Here is a 14,915-nt window from a genome sequence, read left to right on the forward strand (position 1 = left end):
CCTTTCGGGCAGGCGGGAACGGGGTTGGCCAAGATCGGCCAACCCCGTCGACGTGGGCTGTCACTGGGACGAAGTAGTCTTGAGCCCATGCCTGAACGCCGTACCGTCGCACTCGTCACCCTTGGCTGCGCCCGTAACGAGGTGGACTCGGAGGAGCTCGCAGGCCGCTTGGAGGCGGACGGCTGGCACCTCGTGGAGGACGCCGAGAACGCGGACGTCGCGGTCGTCAACACCTGTGGCTTCGTCGAGGCCGCCAAGAAGGACTCCGTCGACGCCCTCCTGGAAGCCAACGATCTCAAGGGTCATGGCAGAACCCAGGCGGTCGTCGCCGTCGGCTGCATGGCCGAGCGGTACGGCAAGGAACTGGCCGAGGCCCTGCCCGAGGCCGACGGCGTACTCGGCTTCGACGACTACGCCGACATCTCCGACCGGCTCCAGACCATCCTGAACGGCGGGATCCACGCCGCCCACACCCCGCGCGACCGGCGCAAGCTGCTGCCGATCAGCCCCGCCGAGCGGCAGGACGCCGGAGCGGAGGTCGCCCTTCCGGGACACGGCCCCGTCGATCTCCCCGAAGGACTCGCCCCCGAATCCGGCCCCCGCGCGCCCCTGCGCCGGCGGCTCGACGGCTCCCCGGTGGCCTCCGTGAAGCTCGCCTCCGGCTGCGACCGGCGCTGCTCCTTCTGCGCCATCCCGTCCTTCCGCGGCTCCTTCATCTCGCGCCGGCCCAGTGACGTCCTGGGCGAGACGCGCTGGCTCGCCGAGCAGGGCGTGAAGGAGGTCATGCTGGTCTCCGAGAACAACACGTCGTACGGCAAGGACCTCGGCGACATCCGCCTCCTGGAGACGCTGCTGCCCGAGCTGGCCGAGGTCGAGGGCATCGAGCGGGTGCGCGTCAGCTACCTGCAGCCCGCCGAGATGCGCCCCGGACTCATCGACGTACTGACCTCCACACCGAACATCGCCCCCTACTTCGACCTGTCCTTCCAGCACTCCGCCCCCGGGGTGCTGCGCGCGATGCGGCGCTTCGGGAACACCGAGCAGTTCCTCGGACTCCTCGACACGATCCGCTCCAAGGCCCCGCAGGCCGGCGTGCGGTCGAACTTCATCGTGGGCTTCCCCGGCGAGACCGCGGACGACCTGGCGGAGTTGGAGCGCTTCCTGACCGCCGCGCGCCTGGACGCCATCGGTGTCTTCGGGTACTCGGACGAGGACGGCACCGAAGCGGCCACCTACGAGAACAAACTGGACGAGGACGTCGTCGCCGAGCGCCTCGCGCGCGTGTCCCGGCTCGCCGAGGAGCTGGTCTCCCAGCGGGCGGAAGAGCGCGTCGGAGAGACCCTCCAGGTGCTGGTCGAGTCCCTCGGATCGGCGGCGGAGGACGAGCCGGCGTACGGCCGCGCCGCGCACCAGGCGCCCGAGACCGACGGCCAGGTGGTGTTCACGAGCGGCGAAGGACTGACCGTCGGCCGTATGGTCGAGGCGAAGGTGGTCGGTACGGAAGGTGTCGACCTGGTGGCCGAGCCGCTCCCGGGCTCGCTCGTGTGTACAGAGGAGGCGGCCAGATGACCGGAGTCCCGGCACCTGCGGCGGGCGGCTCCGGTGCGCCCGGTACACGCGGTGCTGCCGGTGCTCCCGGCGCCCCGGGCGCTCGTAGCGCTCGTGGCGCGGGAACCTCCGGTCCGGGAACCACCGGTCCGGCAGTCTCCGGTACGAGCACTTCCGGTTCAGGAGTCGCCGGTGCGAGCGCTTCCGGTCCGGGTGTGTCCGGCACGGGCGCGTCGGGCGCCCAGGGTCCCAAGACGCCACGCGGCGGCAAGCTGATCGACGCGGCCGTCAACCAGGCCAGCGTGTGGAACGTCGCCAATCTGCTCACCATGCTCCGGCTCGTCCTCGTGCCGGGCTTCGTGGCGCTGATGCTGGCCGACGGCGGATACGACCCCGTATGGCGGGCCTGGGCCTGGGCGGCCTTCGCCGTCGCCATGATCACGGACGTCTTCGACGGGCATCTCGCGCGGACGTACAACCTCGTCACCGACTTCGGGAAGATCGCCGACCCGATCGCCGACAAGGCGATCATGGGTGCGGCGCTGATCTGTCTCTCCTACCTCGGCGATCTGCCGTGGTGGGTGACGGGGGTGATCCTCGGGCGGGAGCTCGGGATCACCCTGCTGCGCTTCTGGGTGATCCGCTACGGCGTCATCCCGGCCAGCCGCGGCGGCAAGCTGAAGACGCTGACCCAGGGCGTGGCCGTCGGCATGTACGTCCTGGCGCTGACGGGGCCGCTGGCGACCCTGAGGTTCTGGGTGATGGCCGGGGCGGTCGCCCTGACCCTCGTCACCGGCGCCGACTATGTGAGACAGGCCATTGTGCTGCGGCGCGAGGGAATCGCCGAGCGGAAGGCCGCCGCCGAGGAGGCGGAAGCGTGACGTCCACGGCCGCCGAAGTGCTGCGACTACTCACAGTGAGGGGCCAAACCCTTGCTGTCGCCGAGTCGCTGACCGGCGGTCTGGTGGCCGCGGAACTCGCGGCGGTGCCCGGAGCCTCCAAGGCCTTCCGCGGCTCGGTGACGGCGTACGCCACCGACCTCAAGCGCGACGTACTGGGTGTCGACGCCACCCTGCTGGATCAGCGCGGAGCGGTGGATCCGCAGGTCGCGGCCCAGATGGCGGCCGGCGCCCGCACGGTGCTCGGCGCGGACTGGGGAATATCGACCACCGGAGTCGCGGGCCCGGAGCCCCAGGACGGGCAGCCCGTGGGCACGGTTTTCATCGCCGTGGACGGGCCGTCCGAGTCGACGCATGAACGTGCTCTTGGCGGGAAAGTGTCCGCGTTGCGGTTGAACGGCTCCCGGACGGAAATCCGTATGGAGAGTGTACGGAGCGTGCTCGCCCTGCTTCTGGAGCGGCTTGTGAGCGAACACCCTGGGAATGATCGGGCACAGGATACGGAACAGAACGGGGGGTTTTGATGTTTGCAGCCCTGAGTGAACACGACATCGCTCCCCGCACGGCCGCGGCGCAAGGCGGTACGGTGGGGCGAGAAGGATGCGGCTACGCGGACCGAGGAGGGAGCCACCGATGATTCTGCTCCGTCGCCTGCTTGGTGACGTGCTGCGTCGGCAGCGCCAGCGCCAGGGCCGTACTCTGCGCGAAGTCTCCTCGTCCGCCCGAGTCTCACTCGGCTATCTCTCCGAGGTGGAGCGGGGGCAGAAGGAGGCATCCTCCGAGCTGCTCTCCGCGATCTGCGACGCGCTGGACGTACGGATGTCCGAGCTCATGCGGGAAGTGAGCGACGAACTCGCTCTGGCCGAGCTGGCCCAGTCGGCAGCGGCCACCGAGCCTGTACCCACACCGGTACGCCCGAGGCTCAACTCTGTCTCGGTGAGCAGTGTGCCGCCGGAACGGGTGACCATCAAGGCGCCTGCGGAGGCGGTCGACGTCGTCGCCGCGTGACGCTCATCGGCTCACGCCGGTGAGCTGAGAAAAGCGCCGTTCACAGCGCTGAGAAGCAGTACTGAGAAGGACTGCGCTCGGAAGCGGCATTGCGAACTGTGTGAGAGCCCCGGCCGGGGCTTCTCCGGGGAGACCTGGAGGAGTGCGGTCGGGGCTTTCGCGTTGCCTGGAGGCGCTTTCGTCGCGCTCTGTGGTTTTGTCGCGTTTGCCGGGAATGCCTGGGGCGGCGATGGTGGAGGGCGGGGGCAAGGCCCGGGGGTGCTGCTGACCGGAGGATGTCGATGTACGTCGTGAAGAGCCCGTTGTCCGATGCCGACCTGAAAACCGTGTCCGAGGCGCTGCAGGGCGCCCTGGTCGACCTGGTGGATCTGTCGCTCGTGGCGAAGCAGATCCACTGGAACGTGGTCGGGCCGCGCTTCCGGTCCGTCCACCTCCAGCTCGACGAGGTCGTCGACACCGCCCGGCTGCACTCCGACACCGTGGCGGAACGTGCCTCCACGCTCGGTGTCTCGCCGGACGGACGCGCCGCGACCGTCGCGAACAGCAGCGGGATCGGGCCCGTCAAGGACGGCTGGGTGAAGGACACCGACGCGGTGGGAGCCCTCGTGGACGCCCTCGCAGCCGTGATCGGGCGGATGCGGCAGCGGGTGGACGCGACGGGGGAGGCGGACCCGGTGAGCCAGGACATCTTCATCCAGATCACCGCGGATCTTGAGAAGCATCACTGGATGTTCCAGGCGGAGAACGGGTAGCGGCGGGGTCGCTTGTGCTCGGGGCGCGCCGCGGTGCGGCGGGAGCCGTTGGTGCGCCCGGTGCGCTCCTGTTGTGCTGGTGCGCCCTGTCGAGAGGGAAACGCGGCGGTCTAGCGTCGGGCTGGAGGCGGTGCCATGACTGAGCGGACGGGACGGATCGGGCGAATAGGCAGGTGGGGGCTGGCTCTGGGTGCCGGAGCGCTGTGGTGGTGGGCGGTGATACGGCTGGCCTTCGCCGCCGATGCCGGTGTGCTGGAGGGAGCGGTCGCGGCCGGCGGGTGGGGGCTGAGCCTGCTTCCGGTGCACTGCGTGCCCAAGAAGCGTGCCGTGGGGGCGGCCGGGTCGGACCGGTGGATGCGGCGGGTTTCGCAGGCTTGGCGAAGGCGGCGTGGGCCGCTGGTGGGGTCGGGTGAGTCTTTCTGAGGTGCGCGCGTGTGCTTGCTTGTGCCTGCTTGCGCTTGCTTGTGTCTGAGGTGGCCGCTGGGCGTGACGTGCTGGGCGGTGCGTGACGTGCTTGGCGGTGCCTGAGGGCTTAGGGGGCTTGTGGGGGCGGTATCAGTTGTTGTTCTGGTCTACCAGGGCATCGTCACGCCCCCGTTCGGGCGGAGGATCTGGCCCGTCGTGAACGCAGAGGCGTCGGAGGCGAGGTGCAGGACCGCGTGGGCGATGTCCTCGGGATCGCCGACCCGGCCCAATGGCGACATCCGTGACATGAACGCTTCCGTCCGCGCCTGGGCCTCGTCGTCGTGGCGGTCGGTCATCGGCGTACGGATCCAGCCCGGCGCGACCGCGTTGACCCGGATGCCGTGCGGACCCATCTCGGTCGCCAGCGTCTTCGTCAGCTGCACGACGGCCGCCTTCGCGGCTCCGTAGCAGAGCAGCCCCGGCCCGCCGGTGTCCACGGCTCCCGACGCCATTGTGATGATGCTGCCGTGTGTCCTGGAGGCCAGCATCGAACGGGCCGCCGCCTGGCAGGCGTACAGGACGCCCTTGAAGTTGACCCCCAGGACCCGGTCCAGATCCTCGTCGCGGGTCTCCAGGACCGGGCTGCTGTGCATGATCCCTGCGACGGCGGCCATGACGTCCAGGCGCGCGCAGGCCGCGACCGCCTCGGCGAGCCGGAGGTGGTCGGTGACATCGAGGGTGTGGGTGCGGGCCGTACCGCCCCTGTCCTTGATGAGGGCGGCGGTCCCGTCGAGGCCCTGGCTGTCCCGGTCCGCGCAGTGGACGGTCGCGCCCGCCTCCGCGAGCAGTACGGCGCAGGCGCGGCCGATGCCGCTCGCCGCGCCGGTGACGAAAGCGGTGCGTCCGGTGAGGTCGTACGCCGTGACGGGCATGCAGGGACCGTACGAGCGATCTGACGGGTCGTCAATTGGTCTTGCGGGACGCCGATGTCCTACTGGGCAGCTGGGACCTGCCGGGCTGCGGGGACGGGCCGGGCTGGCAGGACGGGCACCAGTACGTGGGGCGCTCGCGGGAGCCGTCGCCCTGGTTCGCCACGCGGATCCGCGTGCCGCAGCGCAGACAGGGGCGGCCCGCGCGGCCGTAGACGAACAGGGTCTGGTCGTTGCGGCCGGTGGTGACGCGGGTGGGGCGCTCGCGGTTGAAGTCCAGGAGCTTCTTGGAGACCGTCGGCAGGTGGGCGGCGTAGTCGGTGGGGAGCTTGCCGACGGCGAGCCAGGGGGTGACGCGGAGCAGGAAGCAGATCTCGCTCTTGAAGACGTTGCCGATGCCCGCGAGATTGCGCTGGTCGAGGAGGGCTTCGCCGAGGGCGCGGTCGGGGTCGCTGAGGAGGTTCGCCAAAGCCTTGTCGGGATCCCAGTCGGGGCCCAGGAGGTCGGGGCCGAGATGGCCGACCGCGCGGTCTTCGTCGGCGGTGTGGAGCAGTTCCAGGACGGGGAGCCGGTAGCCGACGGCCGTGCGGTCCTCGGTGCCGAGAATCGCGCGGATCTGGTGAGCGGGGCCACCGCGCCAGCGCTCGCCCGGGGCGTAGATCTTCCAGGCGCCGTCCATACGCAGGTGCGAGTGCAGGGTCAGGCCGCCCTCGACGCGGGTGAGCAGATGCTTTCCGCGCGGGATGACGTTCAGGACCGTCCGCCCGGTGAGGTCGGTCAGGGCGTACTTGGGGACCCGGAGGTCGGAAACGGTCAGCACGTGACCCGCGAGGGCGTTGTGCAGGCGCCGGGTGGCCTGCCAGACGGTGTCTCCTTCGGGCATGGGATCCAGGGTTGCACGGGGTGGGCGGAGCGTCCTGCGGGTGGGTCGGCGCTCCCGGGCCCGGGAGAGGGGGAGGGAGGGGTTCGTCGGGCCGGGCGTGCGGGGCCTGAGGGGTGTGTCGGCGTGTCGGCGGGGGCCTTCAGGCGCGTAGGCGCAGTCCGCGGGGGGTCGCGTGGAAACCGGCTCCTTCCAGGAGGGTGCCGAACTCGGACGTCAGCGAGGAGGCGCCGTTGACCCGCTCCACGGTGACCGTGCCGAGGGAACCCGCGCGGGCGGCCTCGGCGAGTGCTTCGGCGGCGGTGCGCAGACGGGCGTCGTGCAGGGGTGTCTCGTCCGGTGCGGAGGGCCAGGCCAGGAGCGTCTTGCCGCCGCGCTCCATGTACAGGGTCAGTTCGCCGTCGACCAGCACGACCAGGGAACCCGCCTTGCGGCCCGCCTTGTGGCCCGCGCCGGTCGGCGGTTCGGGCCAGGGGAGGGCCGCGCCGTAGGCGTTCGCCGGGTCGGCGGCGGCCAGTACGACGGCGCGGTTCGCATCGCTCGCGCGGGTGCGGGAGGAGGGGCCTCCGGGGAACGCCTGCGGGGCCGAGCGGGGGGAGTCGGCGTACGGAGACGCGTAACCCCGCCCGGAACCGGGTGCCGAGGACCTGGGGCCGGAGCCGGAGGGGCGTCCGGAGCCGCCGTTCAACGAGTACGGGTCGTTGTCCGCGCTCTCGTCGGTGGACAGGAAGTCCAGGTTGCCGTCGAAGGGATCCGGGTGCCCGGCGGCGCCGTCGAAGGGGTTCGGGGTGGGCGCGCCGGAGTGACCGAGCGCCGGAGCGCCGGAGAAGGCGGGCTCCGGCAGCGACTCGCCCCGCTCCCGGGCCGTGGCCGCCGCCCGCAGCCGGTCCACCGCGCCGTCCATCGCGAACTGCGCGGCCCCCAGCCCCTCCACCACATAGCCGCGGCGGGCCTGGCCGCTCTCCTCGAACACGGACAGGATGCGGTAGACGGCGGAGAAGCCGCCCTCCACGCCCTCCGCGGCCACCGCGCCCCGGGTGACCACACCGTGCCGGTCGAGCAGGGTGCGGGCCAGGGCGTGGGCGCGCACCGTGGCGTCTGGCTCACGGTCGGGCAGCAGCGACCAGCGGCCCGCGACGGTCGGCGGGCCCGTGCGCGAGGTGGGACGCGCGGCGGCCGTCAGGCTTCCGTACCGCCCGCGGGGCATGGTGCGTTTCGCTCGGTGCGCGGTGGAGCCCGCGGTCCGGCCCGAGCCCAGGAGGGAGCGCATCGGGCCGAGCGTGTCGTTCGTCAGGCGGCCCGACCAGGCCAGGTCCCAGACGGCGTCGGCCAGCTGGGGGTCGAGGGCTCCCGGGTGGGTGGTGGCCCTGATCTGGTCGGCGATCTGGCGGAAGAAGAGGCCGTAGCCACCGGCGAGGGTGTCCAGGACCGACTGGTGGAGTTCTGTCAGCTCCAGGGGGTGCGGAGCCGGCAGGAGGAGCGGTGCCGCGTCCGACAGGTACAGGGAGACCCAGCCGTCCTTGCCCGGCAGTGCGCCGGCGCCGGCCCAGACCACCTCTCCCGCGGCCGTCAGCTCGTCGAGCATCGCGGGGGCGTAGTGCGATACCCGGGACGGCAGGACGAGCTTCTCCAGCGCGGACGCCGGTACCGAGGCGCCCTGCAGCTGCTCGACCGCCCGTACGAGCCCGTCGAGGCCGCGCAGGCCGTGCCCGCTGCCCAGGTGCTGCCACTGCGGCAGGAACTGCGCGAGCGCGGCCGGTGGCACCGGCTCCAGTTCGTGGCGCAGCGCGGCGAGCGAACGGCGCCGCAGTCTGCGCAGCACCGTGGCGTCGCACCACTCCTGGCCGATGCCCGCCGGATGGAACTCGCCCTGTACGACCCGGCCGCTGCCCGCCAGTCGCTGCAGGACGCCCTCGGTGACCGCGACGCCCAGGCCGAAGCGGGCCGCTGCCGCTGTGGAGGTGAAGGGACCGTGGGTGCGCGCGTACCGGGCGAGGAGGTCACCGAGCGGGTCCTTGACCGGCTCGGTGAAGGCCTCGGGGACGCCGACGGGCAGTGCGGTGCCCAGCGCGTCGCGGAGGCGGCCGGCGTCCTCGATCGTCGCCCAGTGGTCGGCTCCGGCGATTCGGACGCTGATGACCCGGCGGTCCGCGGCCAGTTCACGGGCCCACTCCGGCTTCGCTCCCCGCTCGGCCAGTTCGGCGTCGGTGAGCGGGCCGAGCATCCGCAGCCGGTCCGCGACCCCTTCGGCGTCCTTGATCCGGCGGTCCTCCGTCAGCCATTGCAGCTCGCGCTCCAGCTCGGTCAGGACGTCCGCGTCCAGGAGCTCGCGCAGCTCCGCCTGGCCGAGCAGTTCGGAGAGCAGACGTGAGTCCAGCGACAGGGCCGCGGCGCGCCGCTCGGCGAGGGGCGAGTCGCCCTCGTACAGGAACTGGGCGACGTAACCGAACAGCAGGGAGCGGGCGAACGGGGACGGCTCCGGGGTCGTGACCTCGACGAGCCGGACCTTGCGGGACTCCAGGTCACCCATCAGCTCGACTAGGCCGGGGACGTCGAAGACGTCCTGGAGGCATTCGCGGACCGCCTCCAGGACGATCGGGAAGGAGCCGAACTCGCTGGCCACCTGGAGCAGCTGGGCGGCGCGCTGGCGCTGCTGCCACAGGGGGGTGCGCTTGCCGGGGCTGCGGCGCGGCAGGAGCAGCGCGCGGGCCGCGCACTCGCGGAAGCGGGACGCGAACAGGGCCGAGCCGCCCACCTGGTCCGTGACGATCTGGTTGACCTCGCCCTTGTCGAACGCGATGTCCGCCGCGCCCACGGGGGCCTGCTCCGCGTCGTACTCACTGCCCAGTTTCACGGGCTCCTGGTCCAGCAGGTCCAGGCTCATCAGGTCGGCGTCCGGCAGGCGCAGCACGATGCCGTCGTCGGCGTGCATGACCTGGGCGTCCATGCCGTACCGCTCGGAGAGGCGGGCACCGAGCGCGAGCGCCCAGGGGGCGTGGACCTGGGCCCCGAAGGGGGAGTGCACGACGACCCGCCAGTCGCCCAGCTCGTCGCGGAACCGCTCGACGACGATCGTGCGGTCGTCCGGGATGTGGCCGCAGGCCTCGCGCTGTTCGTTGAGGTAGGAAAGGACGTTCTCCGCCGCCCAGGCGTCCAGGCCCGCGGTGAGGAGGCGCAGGCGTGCGTCGTCCTTCGGCATCGAGCCGACCTCACGGAGGAAGGCGCCCAGCGCGCGGCCCAGTTCCAGCGGGCGCCCGAGCTGGTCGCCCTTCCAGAACGGCAGCCTTCCCGGCACACCGGGTGCCGGGGACACCAGGACGCGGTCGCGGGTGATGTCCTCGATACGCCAGGAGCTCGTGCCCAGGGTGAAGACGTCCCCGACACGGGACTCGTAGACCATCTCCTCGTCGAGCTCGCCGACCCTGCCGCCGCCCTTCTTCGGGTCGGAGCCGGCCAGGAACACTCCGAAGAGGCCTCGGTCCGGGATCGTGCCCCCGGAGGTGACGGCGAGACGCTGTGCGCCGGGGCGGCCCGTGATTGTGCCGGCGACCCGGTCCCACACCACGCGCGGGCGCAGTTCGGCGAAGGCGTCGGACGGGTAGCGGCCCGCGAGCATGTCGAGGACCGCCGTGAACGCCGACTCGGGCAGTGAGGCGAACGGCGCCGCGCGGCGGACGGTCGTCAGCAGGTCGTCGTACTGCCAGGTGTCCAGCGCTGTCATCGCGACGATCTGCTGAGCCAGTACGTCCAGGGGGTTCGCCGGGACGCGGAGGGATTCGATGGAGCCCGTGCGCATGCGCTCGGTGACCACTGCGGCCTGTACCAGGTCGCCCCGGTACTTGGGGAAGACCACGCCTGTGGACACCGCCCCTACCTGATGGCCCGCGCGGCCCACGCGCTGGAGGCCGGAGGCCACGGAGGGCGGGGACTCCACCTGGATGACGAGGTCCACCGCGCCCATGTCGATGCCGAGTTCGAGGCTGGAGGTGGCCACCACCGCGGGGAGACGGCCTGCTTTGAGGTCCTCCTCGACGAGGGCGCGCTGCTCCTTGGAGACCGAGCCGTGGTGGGCGCGGGCGATGACCTGCGGGGCGCCCTGGGTGGCGCCCGAGCCGCCCATCAGCTCGGCCGGCGAGTGGTGCTCCTCCAGGGGCTCGCCCGTCGCCCTCTCGTACGCGATCTCGTTGAGCCGGTTGCAGAGGCGCTCCGCGAGGCGGCGGGAGTTGGCGAAGACGATCGTCGAGCGGTGGGACTGGACCAGGTCGGCGATCTTTTCTTCCACGTGCGGCCAGATGGAGGGTTTCTCCGCGCCTTCGTTGGAGTCGGCCACGGGGGAGCCGCCCAGTTCGCCCAAATCCTCGACGGGGACGACCACGGAGAGGTCGAATTCCTTGCCGGAAGGGGGCTGGACGATCTCCACCTTGCGGTGGGGGGAGAGGTAGCGGGCGACCTCGTCCACCGGGCGGACCGTGGCGGAGAGGCCGATCCTGCGGGCCGGTTTCGGCAGCAGTTCGTCGAGCCGCTCCAGAGTCAGGGCGAGGTGGGCGCCGCGCTTGGTGCCCGCGACCGCGTGCACCTCGTCCAGGATGACCGTCTCGATGCCAGTCAGCGCCTCGCGGGTGGCCGAGGTGAGCATCAGGAACAGGGACTCGGGGGTCGTGATCAGGATGTCCGGGGGGCGGGTGGCCAGGGTGCGGCGCTCGGCCGGTGGGGTGTCGCCCGAGCGGATGCCGACCTTCACCTCGGGCTCGGGTTGGCCCAGGCGCACGGCTTCCTGCCGGATGCCGGTCAGGGGGCTGCGGAGGTTTCGCTCCACGTCCACCGCCAGGGCTTTGAGCGGTGACACGTACAGGACTCGGCAGCGCTTCTTGGGGTCGGCGGGGGGTGGGGTCGAGGCCAGCTGGTCCAGTGCGGCGAGGAACGCGGCCAGGGTCTTGCCGGAGCCGGTCGGGGCTACCACCAGTACGTCCGAGCCCTCGCCGATGGCCTGCCACGCGCCTGCCTGGGCTTCGGTGGGCGCGTGGAAGGCTCCCGTGAACCAGGCGCGGGTCGCGGGGGAGAAGTTGTCCAGGGCTCGGTGTGTGGAGCTGACCATGTGTCCATCCTGCACCCGGGCACTGACAATGGTGCTGAGCTGCGGGGGTGTGCGGGCTGCGGGCTGCGGGGTGGGGTGCGCCCGCCTGCCCGGTGGGTGGGGCCGCGTTTCTGTTTGGCTGCCTGCCCGGTGGGTGGGGGCGGGGCCGGTCCGGGGGTATCCGTCCTCGGTCTGGCGCGGAACTGCTTGTTTTTGGGGTGCCCCGGTTGTGCGCCGGCCGCTGCGGGCGGATACCCCCGGACCGGCCCCTTGGGTTGTCGGGCGGCTGCCGGTCGGGCTGGGGTGCTGTCGTCGGGTGGCTGCGCTGGGGCAGGGGGGCGGGGATGCGCAGGTGGGTGTGGCGGAGAATGGGGGGTATGGCGGGTGTGGGGCAGGAGCGGGCTCGGCACTGGCAGTATGCGGAGCTGCCCGGTGTCGATCTGCTGCGTGCCCGGTATGTGCGGAAGACCTTTGTGCGGCATACGCACGAGAACTTCGTCATCGCCGCCATAACCGACGGGGTGGAGGTCTTCCATCACGGTGGGGCCGATCAGTACGCCGGGGCCGGAGCCCTCGCGCTGGTCAATCCCGATACGTCGCACACGGGGCGTGCCGGTGTTCCCGAGGGCTGGCGGTACGGGGCGGTCTACCCGTCGCCCGAGCTGGTCGCGGAGATCGCCGCCGAGACCACCGTCCTTCGTGGTGCGCCCGGCTTCATGAGCCCCGTCGTCGATGATCCGTACACGGTGGGGCTGGTGCATCAGGTGTTGCGCGCCGCCGACGAGGGCAACGCGCTCGCCGCCGACACGTTGTTGCGGGTGGCCGTGACCCGGCTGCTGAGGATCAACGGGGGGACGCTGCCGCAGCGGGTTCCGCGGACGGCGGGCGCCCGGGTGGCGGCACGCGCGCGTGCGGTTCTCGAAGAGCGGATCGTGCGGCCGCCCACTCTGGAACGGCTCGCCGGAGATCTGGGGACCAGTCCCTTCGCGTTGCTGCGTGCCTTTCGGGACGCCTACGGTATGCCGCCCCACGCGTGGCTCACCGATGTCCGCGTGCGGCGCGCGCGCCGGCTGCTGGACGCGGGAGTCGTACCTGCCGAGGTGGCACTCACTGTGGGCTTCACCGACCAGCCGCACCTCAACCGGCATTTCACCCGGATCGTGGGCGTGCCCCCGGGGGCCTATCAGCGCGAGCGCAAGAACGTACAAGACCTGTGGGAGGGGACCGGCCTACGGTCCCATGCGTGGCAGAAGAAACAGTTCCCGCAGACGTAAGAGCGGGCATGAGGGCGGATGCGTACGGCGACGACGGTGGGAAATCCGATGCCGCCGTCGTGAGGGACGCGCTCGGTGTCGGAGTGGCCGTCGGGCTTTCCGGGTTCGCCTTCGGGGTGACCTCGGCGGGCAGTGGGCTCACGGTGCTGCAGACCTGTGCTCTCAGTCTTCTGGTGTTCACCGGTGCCTCGCAGTTCGCCCTCGTGGGGGCACTGGCCGGCGGGGGCAATCCGTTCACGGCGGCGGCCGGCGCGTTCTTCCTCGGAGTGCGCAACGCCTTCTACGGACTGCGTCTGTCGCAGTTGCTGGCCCTCCCGCGCGCGGTGCGGCCGTTCGCCGCCCAATGGGTCATCGACGAGACCACGGCCGTGGCCCTCGCCCAGCCCACGCGGCGCAGCGTGCGGATCGGGTTCACCGTCACCGGGCTGTCGCTGTACGTGTTGTGGAACCTGACCACGCTGCTCGGCGCGCTGGGCGCCGAGGCCATCGGCGACACCGATGCGTGGGGCCTCGACGCGGCTGGGCCAGCGGTCTTCCTGGCGCTGCTCGCGCCGATGGTCAGGACGGCCCTGGAGCGCGTTGTCGCGGCTCTCGCGGTCGTTCTCGGGCTCGGACTGCTGCCCGTACTGCCTGGCGGTGTTCCTGTCCTGGTGGCCGCGCTGGCCGCCCCGGTCGCCCTCTGGGCCGATGGCCGCCGCAGGGCGCGTACGAAGACCGTCGGCGGGCGTGACGCGGCGGAGGGGAAGCGTTGAACATCTGGATCGCCATAGGAGTGACCGCTGTCGGTTGCTACGCCGTGAAACTCATCGGGCTGCTGATTCCCGCGGGCGCTCTGGAGCGGCCGCTCGTCCAGCGGCTGGCCGCCCTGCTGCCCGTCGCCCTGCTGGCCGCCCTGACCGCTCAGCAGACCTTCGCCGACGGCCGTCTGCTGGTGCTGGACGCCAGGGCCGCGGGGCTTGCCGCGGCCGCCGTGGCGCTGCTGCTGCGTGCTCCCTTCCTGTTGGTCGTCGCTGCGGCCGTGCTGGTCACGGCGGGGGTGCGGGCCATGACCGGTGGTTAGGGCGTCATGTTGTGGTGGTGACGCTTGCCGGGCTTGTGGCCCGTTGGTGTTCGTTGTTCCGGAAGGCGTCAGGCGATCGGCAGGCCGTGTGCCCTCAGGGTGTGCAGTGCCTCGATCGTGACGATCGGGCGGGACTCCAGGGCCGTGCCCGGTGCCCATTGGCGCCAGCGGATCGGCCAGCCGCCGTCCTCCCGCTGTTGTGTTTTCAGGAAGCTCAGGGAGCGGGTCATCTCCTCGTCGGTGAACCACGCGCGCGCGAGGGAGCCGGGCGTCTTCGCGTAGTCGTGCGGCAGGTGGTGTTCCCCCGGCGCGTATCCGGGGGCTACGGGGAACGCGTCGAGGTGGTCCGGATCCAGCACCGCGAGTCGTTGCTCGCGCACCAGACGGCCGAGCCGGTCGGCGGCTGCTTCCGCGCGCGGGCGGTCGGGGGCGGAGTCGAGGAAGGCCACGGCGGCCTCGACCTCGTACGGATGCGTCTTCTCCAGGGACTCCACCGCATGCCAGCAGAAGTCGGTGGCCCGGAACAGCCAGGCGTGCCACACCTCGTTGCGGTGCAGCAGGCCCACCACAGGGCCGGTGGCGAGCAGTTCGCTGGGCGGGTCGTCCACGATCGGTACGAAGGGTGCCGACGGGTAGTCCCGCTGGCTGGGACGGATCGCCGGAAGCGCGCCGTCCTGCGTAGACACGGAGGTCAGATAGCGGCACACGCGTTCCACCCGCTGGCCGCTGCAGCGCCCGATCGAGTCCAGGACGCGCAGCGCGTGCCCGACGTGCAGGGGCTGGCTGACGGGGCCGCGCAGATCGGGTTCCAGCGCGTGGCCGTACCCGTCGTCCTCGTTGCGGTAGGCGGACAGCGCGGTCTCGACCGCGTCCGCGCCACCACCCAGGAAGTGGTACGCGAAACGCCGCTGCTCCAGTACGCGCGCGGTGAGCCAGACGAAATGCTCGGCGCGGGCGACGGGAGTGTGCGCCGGGGGCGTCGGGGGGAGTGGGGATGCTCCTGTTTCGGCCATGGGTCAGACCGTAGGACGGAAAGCGTTCTCGGCAAGCGGTCCCGGCTAGGGCCCACCCTCAGGGGCGGGATAA

13 protein-coding genes are annotated in these 14,915 nt (G+C 71.6%); 9 read left to right on the forward strand and 4 right to left on the reverse strand.

Translation table 11 applies throughout. From position 1 onward, the window contains the following. Positions 1-87: 87 nt before the first annotated feature. The 6 genes from rimO to IE278_RS41810 all read left to right on the forward strand — a co-directional run bounded on the left by rimO (position 88) and on the right by IE278_RS41810 (position 4,630). Positions 88-1,569: a 30S ribosomal protein S12 methylthiotransferase RimO gene (gene rimO / locus IE278_RS20880; protein WP_189774491.1), complete on the forward strand. Its 1,482-nt coding sequence runs from the start codon at positions 88-90 to the stop codon at positions 1,567-1,569. Continuing rightward, on the forward strand, positions 1,566-2,429 hold the full coding sequence (gene pgsA, locus IE278_RS20885; RefSeq protein ID WP_189774492.1) for a CDP-diacylglycerol--glycerol-3-phosphate 3-phosphatidyltransferase: 864 nt from the start codon (positions 1,566-1,568) through the stop codon (positions 2,427-2,429). The genes rimO and pgsA overlap by 4 nt, the downstream gene beginning before the upstream one ends. Then, the gene (locus tag IE278_RS20890; protein WP_189774493.1) at positions 2,426-2,971 is read left to right on the forward strand and encodes a CinA family protein; all 546 of its coding nucleotides are present in this window, start codon (positions 2,426-2,428) and stop codon (positions 2,969-2,971) included. Before pgsA ends, IE278_RS20890 begins: the two co-directional genes overlap by 4 nt. A gap of 109 nt (positions 2,972-3,080) precedes the next feature. Further along, positions 3,081-3,455 carry a helix-turn-helix domain-containing protein gene (locus tag IE278_RS20895; RefSeq protein ID WP_107022501.1) on the forward strand — a complete coding sequence of 125 codons (375 nt, stop codon included), beginning with the start codon at positions 3,081-3,083 and terminating at the stop codon, positions 3,453-3,455. Positions 3,456-3,736: 281 nt separating this feature from the next. Beyond that, entirely contained in the window at positions 3,737-4,207 is a 471-nt protein-coding gene (locus IE278_RS20900) for a Dps family protein (RefSeq protein WP_189774494.1), read from the forward strand. A gap of 135 nt (positions 4,208-4,342) precedes the next feature. Next, complete coding sequence (locus tag IE278_RS41810) at positions 4,343-4,630, forward strand: hypothetical protein (protein WP_213089734.1); 288 nt, start codon at positions 4,343-4,345, stop codon at positions 4,628-4,630. A gap of 149 nt (positions 4,631-4,779) precedes the next feature. Here the strand turns inward: IE278_RS41810 and IE278_RS20905 are convergent, their stop codons facing one another. The 3 genes from IE278_RS20905 to IE278_RS20915 form a co-directional block, all read right to left on the reverse strand. Next, the gene (locus IE278_RS20905; protein ID WP_189774496.1) at positions 4,780-5,544 is read right to left on the reverse strand and encodes an SDR family NAD(P)-dependent oxidoreductase; all 765 of its coding nucleotides are present in this window, start codon (positions 5,542-5,544) and stop codon (positions 4,780-4,782) included. Positions 5,545-5,575: 31 nt separating this feature from the next. Beyond that, positions 5,576-6,424, reverse strand: a complete 849-nt coding sequence (locus tag IE278_RS20910; protein ID WP_189774498.1) for an Fpg/Nei family DNA glycosylase — start codon at positions 6,422-6,424, stop codon at positions 5,576-5,578. A gap of 139 nt (positions 6,425-6,563) precedes the next feature. Continuing rightward, positions 6,564-11,516 carry an ATP-dependent helicase gene (locus IE278_RS20915; RefSeq protein WP_189774499.1) on the reverse strand — a complete coding sequence of 1,651 codons (4,953 nt, stop codon included), beginning with the start codon at positions 11,514-11,516 and terminating at the stop codon, positions 6,564-6,566. Between the two features lie 356 nt (positions 11,517-11,872). Between IE278_RS20915 and IE278_RS20920 the strand changes: the two genes are divergently transcribed. Genes IE278_RS20920 through IE278_RS20930 form a run of 3 tightly spaced genes read left to right on the forward strand, consistent with a single transcriptional unit; the run spans position 11,873 to position 13,829 of the window. After that, positions 11,873-12,769, forward strand: a complete 897-nt coding sequence (locus IE278_RS20920) for an AraC family transcriptional regulator (RefSeq protein WP_189774500.1) — start codon at positions 11,873-11,875, stop codon at positions 12,767-12,769. 8 nt (positions 12,770-12,777) lie between these two features. Further along, complete coding sequence (locus tag IE278_RS20925; protein WP_189774501.1) at positions 12,778-13,521, forward strand: AzlC family ABC transporter permease; 744 nt, start codon at positions 12,778-12,780, stop codon at positions 13,519-13,521. Next, a complete protein-coding gene (locus tag IE278_RS20930; RefSeq protein ID WP_189774503.1) occupies positions 13,518-13,829 on the forward strand; it encodes an AzlD domain-containing protein in 312 nt (103 codons plus the stop codon). The genes IE278_RS20925 and IE278_RS20930 overlap by 4 nt, the downstream gene beginning before the upstream one ends. 68 nt (positions 13,830-13,897) lie before the next feature. On the opposite strand, the gene IE278_RS20935 is transcribed toward IE278_RS20930, so the two are convergent. Then, positions 13,898-14,842 carry a hypothetical protein gene (locus IE278_RS20935; RefSeq protein ID WP_189774504.1) on the reverse strand — a complete coding sequence of 315 codons (945 nt, stop codon included), beginning with the start codon at positions 14,840-14,842 and terminating at the stop codon, positions 13,898-13,900. Positions 14,843-14,915 lie beyond the last annotated feature (73 nt).

Source organism: Streptomyces tauricus (assembly GCF_014650955.1).
GTDB classification, from domain to species: domain Bacteria; phylum Actinomycetota; class Actinomycetes; order Streptomycetales; family Streptomycetaceae; genus Streptomyces; species Streptomyces tauricus.

What these genes read in the sequence shown, in the direction of transcription:
- IE278_RS20935 (WP_189774504.1), bottom strand. Translation starts at nt 14,842, where the DNA reads ATGGCCGAAACAGGAGCATCCCCACTCCCCCCGACGCCCCCGGCGCAC.
- IE278_RS20900 (WP_189774494.1), top strand. Translation starts at nt 3,737, where the DNA reads ATGTACGTCGTGAAGAGCCCGTTGTCCGATGCCGACCTGAAAACCGTG.
- IE278_RS20910 (WP_189774498.1), bottom strand. Translation starts at nt 6,424, where the DNA reads ATGCCCGAAGGAGACACCGTCTGGCAGGCCACCCGGCGCCTGCACAAC.
- IE278_RS20895 (WP_107022501.1), top strand. Translation starts at nt 3,081, where the DNA reads ATGATTCTGCTCCGTCGCCTGCTTGGTGACGTGCTGCGTCGGCAGCGC.
- IE278_RS20905 (WP_189774496.1), bottom strand. Translation starts at nt 5,544, where the DNA reads ATGCCCGTCACGGCGTACGACCTCACCGGACGCACCGCTTTCGTCACC.
- pgsA (WP_189774492.1), top strand. Translation starts at nt 1,566, where the DNA reads ATGACCGGAGTCCCGGCACCTGCGGCGGGCGGCTCCGGTGCGCCCGGT.
- IE278_RS20915 (WP_189774499.1), bottom strand. Translation starts at nt 11,516, where the DNA reads ATGGTCAGCTCCACACACCGAGCCCTGGACAACTTCTCCCCCGCGACC.
- IE278_RS20920 (WP_189774500.1), top strand. Translation starts at nt 11,873, where the DNA reads ATGGCGGGTGTGGGGCAGGAGCGGGCTCGGCACTGGCAGTATGCGGAG.
- rimO (WP_189774491.1), top strand. Translation starts at nt 88, where the DNA reads ATGCCTGAACGCCGTACCGTCGCACTCGTCACCCTTGGCTGCGCCCGT.
- IE278_RS20925 (WP_189774501.1), top strand. Translation starts at nt 12,778, where the DNA reads ATGAGGGCGGATGCGTACGGCGACGACGGTGGGAAATCCGATGCCGCC.
- IE278_RS41810 (WP_213089734.1), top strand. Translation starts at nt 4,343, where the DNA reads ATGACTGAGCGGACGGGACGGATCGGGCGAATAGGCAGGTGGGGGCTG.